4 protein-coding genes and 1 pseudogene are annotated in these 2977 nt (G+C 71.4%); 4 read left to right on the forward strand and 1 reads right to left on the reverse strand.

Going from position 1 to position 2977, the window contains the following annotated elements; genetic code table 11:
* Window positions 1–312, reverse strand: a pseudogene (locus tag DQW06_RS00625) (hypothetical protein); the annotation flags it as partial.
* 334 nt (window positions 313–646) lie between these two features.
* Here DQW06_RS00625 and rimP point away from each other — a divergent pair.
* The 4 genes from rimP to DQW06_RS00645 form a co-directional block, all read left to right on the forward strand.
* The gene (gene rimP, locus DQW06_RS00630) at window positions 647–1129 is read left to right on the forward strand and encodes a ribosome maturation factor RimP (protein WP_013154602.1); all 483 of its coding nucleotides are present in this window, start codon (window positions 647–649) and stop codon (window positions 1127–1129) included.
* 24 nt (window positions 1130–1153) lie between these two features.
* Entirely contained in the window at window positions 1154–2167 is a 1014-nt protein-coding gene (nusA, locus tag DQW06_RS00635; RefSeq protein ID WP_013154601.1) for a transcription termination factor NusA, read from the forward strand.
* A 13-nt stretch (window positions 2168–2180) separates the two neighbouring features.
* The gene (locus DQW06_RS00640; RefSeq protein WP_083555309.1) at window positions 2181–2504 is read left to right on the forward strand and encodes a YlxR family protein; all 324 of its coding nucleotides are present in this window, start codon (window positions 2181–2183) and stop codon (window positions 2502–2504) included.
* A 212-nt stretch (window positions 2505–2716) separates the two neighbouring features.
* On the forward strand, window positions 2717–2977 hold a 261-nt coding region (locus DQW06_RS00645), incomplete at its 3' end, for a translation initiation factor IF-2 N-terminal domain-containing protein (RefSeq protein ID WP_157983312.1).

A 2977-nucleotide genomic window follows, 5' to 3' on the forward strand; every position in this document is an offset into this window, starting at 1 on the left:
GGGGCCGCCGGAGGGCTCAGCGGAGGGGGAGGGGGTGTCCTCGGGCAGGGACTCCAGCAGCGCGTCCAGGTGGGAGAGGTGGTGTTCCAGGAACCGCTCCAGCAGTTCGACCGGCCCCGTCCCCTCGGCGACCGCGGCCTCGTAGCGCGCGATCATCCGCTCCTTCTCCCGGACCACCGCGCGCAGTACGTACACGTCCGGGGTCACGTCGGAGGGGTACCACTCGGTACCGCCGCACCCGGCCAGGCCCACGGCGCCCACAGCGGCCGTCGCGCCCAGCACCGTGCGACGGCTGACACAGCCGATCCCCACGCGCTCTCCCTCCCGTGCGGTGGGGACCGCCCGCGGCGGCCCCCCGGCCCCCATCCTTCCACGTCCCGTACCGCGCGGGGGACGCCGCCGCGTGGCCGCGCCCCGGAGGCCACGCGCCGACGCGCCCCGGCCACCGACGGCGACCTGGAGGGGTTCCGGGTGTGGATACCCTTGCAGCACAACCGCCGTCGCACGCGACGCGCGGTCGGCCCGCGTCCCCGCACCGGGGGGGCGGGCCGCTGAAGTCGAAGACTACGTACAGAGCTGGACCGCCCCGTACACCGGCCCGAAGGCCGCGCGGGCGGGATCTTCGCCGTTGGAGGAGCAGGACCACATGGGAGCGCAGGCGCGCGAGGAGCGCATCGCCGAGCTGCTGGAGCCGGTACTGGCCGAGGCCGGACTGGACCTGGAGGCCGTCGAACTCACACCGGCCGGCAAGCGACGGGTGCTGCGCGTGGTCGTGGACTCCGACAACGGGGTCGACCTGGACACGGTCGGCGAGGTCAGCCAGGAGGTGAACACCCTGCTGGACTCCTCCGACGTCATGGGCGCGCAGCCCTACGTCCTGGAGGTCACCTCGCCCGGGGTGGACCGCCCGCTGACCCAGCCGAGGCACTGGCGCCGTTCCCGAGGCCGCCTGGTGATCGCCTCCCTCGCCGAGGGCGGCAAGGTCACCGGGCGCGTCACCGGCGCCGACGACGACGGGGTCACCCTGGACGTCGAGGGCCAGCCCCGCACCTTCACCCACGCCGAACTCGGCAAGGGCAGGGTCCAGGTGGAATTCCGCCACGATGCCGACACCGACGCGGCGGACTAGAGGGGGAGCCCCGTGGACATTGACATGAGCGTTCTGCGCAGCCTGGAACGCGAGAAGGACATCTCCGTCGAACTCGTGGCCAAGGCCATCGAGGACGCGCTTCTGATCGCCTACCACCGCGAGGAGGGCCCGGAGAAGCGGGCCCGCGTCGAGCTCAACCGCTCCACCGGCCACGTGACCGTGTGGGTGGCCGAGACCGACGAGGACGGCGAGTCCGTCGGCGAGTTCGACGGCACCCCCACCGGGTTCGGCCGCATCGCGACCTCCACCGCCAAGCAGGTCATCCTCCAGCGTCTGCGCGACGCCGAGGACGAGCTGACCCTGGGCGAGTTCGCCGGGCGCGAGCACGACATCGTCTCCGGCATCATCCAGCAGGGCAAGGACCCCCGCAACGTGCTGGTGGACCTCGGCAAGATCGAGGCGGTCCTGCCCCCGCAGGAGCAGGTGCCCACCGAGACCTACACCCACGGCGAGCGCCTGCGCGCCTACGTCGTGCAGGTCCGCAAGGGCCACCGCGGCCCCTCGGTCACCCTCTCGCGCACGCACCCCAACCTGGTGCGCAAGCTCTTCGAGCTGGAGGTCCCCGAGATCGCCGACGGCACCGTGGAGATCGCGGCGATCGCCCGGGAGGCGGGCCACCGCACCAAGATGGCCGTCCACTCCAACCGCGGCGGGGTCAACGCCAAGGGCGCCTGCATCGGCCCGCTCGGCAGCCGCGTCCGCAACGTCATGGCCGAACTCCACGGGGAGAAGATCGACATCGTCGACTACTCCGAGGACCCGGCCGTGTTCGTCGCCAACGCCCTGTCCCCGGCGCGGGTCAACTCCGTGGAAATCCTCGACATGGCCTCCCGCGTCGCCCGCGTGATCGTGCCCGACTACCAGCAGTCCCTCGCGATCGGCAAGGAGGGCCAGAACGCCCGTCTGGCCGCACGTCTGACCGGCTGGCGCATCGACATCCGCTCCGACGCCGAGCCCGCCGGTGAGCCGGAACGGGAGGGCGCCGCCGAGGGCGACGACACCGCCGCGACGGGCTGATCGGGTCGCGCTCATGCCTCGACGCGATAGGGTGGCCCATGACGGTCCCGACCGCCCCGTGCGTACCTGCGTGGGGTGTCGGTCGCGGGCAGTCCAGTCCGACCTCGTGCGGCTGGTGGCCGAGGGCACGGTCATCAGGCCCGACACCCGGGGTCGTCTTCCGGGGCGCGGCGCCTACCTGCACCGCGATCGGCGGTGCTTCGAGCTCGCCGAACGGCGCAGGGCCTGGTCACGCGCCTACCGGAGGGGAGCGGGCGCCGACGGGTGGGACGTCTCACCCGTGGCGGCCCTGATCGACGCCGCCCCGCGTGGCGGATCGGGTCAACGTTCCCGATAGGGTTGGAATGTCTGGACCGACTTCTGGGTTGTACGGACCGAGGTCGGCGTCCAGTGCTGTGTCGGCACGCAGAAGCTGGCCCATTGTTGTGTAGCGATGAGGAAGCAGGTCGAGATTGCGATGAGCGCCTGATGAGTACGCAGCGATGAGTAACTCGAGCTAACGACGGTCCGGCACAAGCCCATGTCCCGGACCGAAGCTGAAGGAGAGTAGTGGCGAAGGTCCGGGTATATGAACTCGCCAAGGAGTTCGGTGTAGAGAGCAAGGCCGTTCTGGCCAAGCTCAACGAGATGGGTGAATTCGTCCGTTCGGCGTCCTCGACCATAGAGGCCCCCGTCGTACGACGCCTCCAGGAAGCTTTCAACAACGGTTCCGACGGCGGTCGCAAGGGTTCGGCTCCCAGGCCCGGCCCGCGTCCCGCCGCGGACAACGGTGCCGCCCCGAAGCCGGGTCCGGCCCCCAAGCCCGGCCCC

This window comes from Nocardiopsis sp. TNDT3, from assembly GCF_003427465.1.
Lineage (GTDB): Bacteria > Actinomycetota > Actinomycetes > Streptosporangiales > Streptosporangiaceae > Nocardiopsis > Nocardiopsis dassonvillei.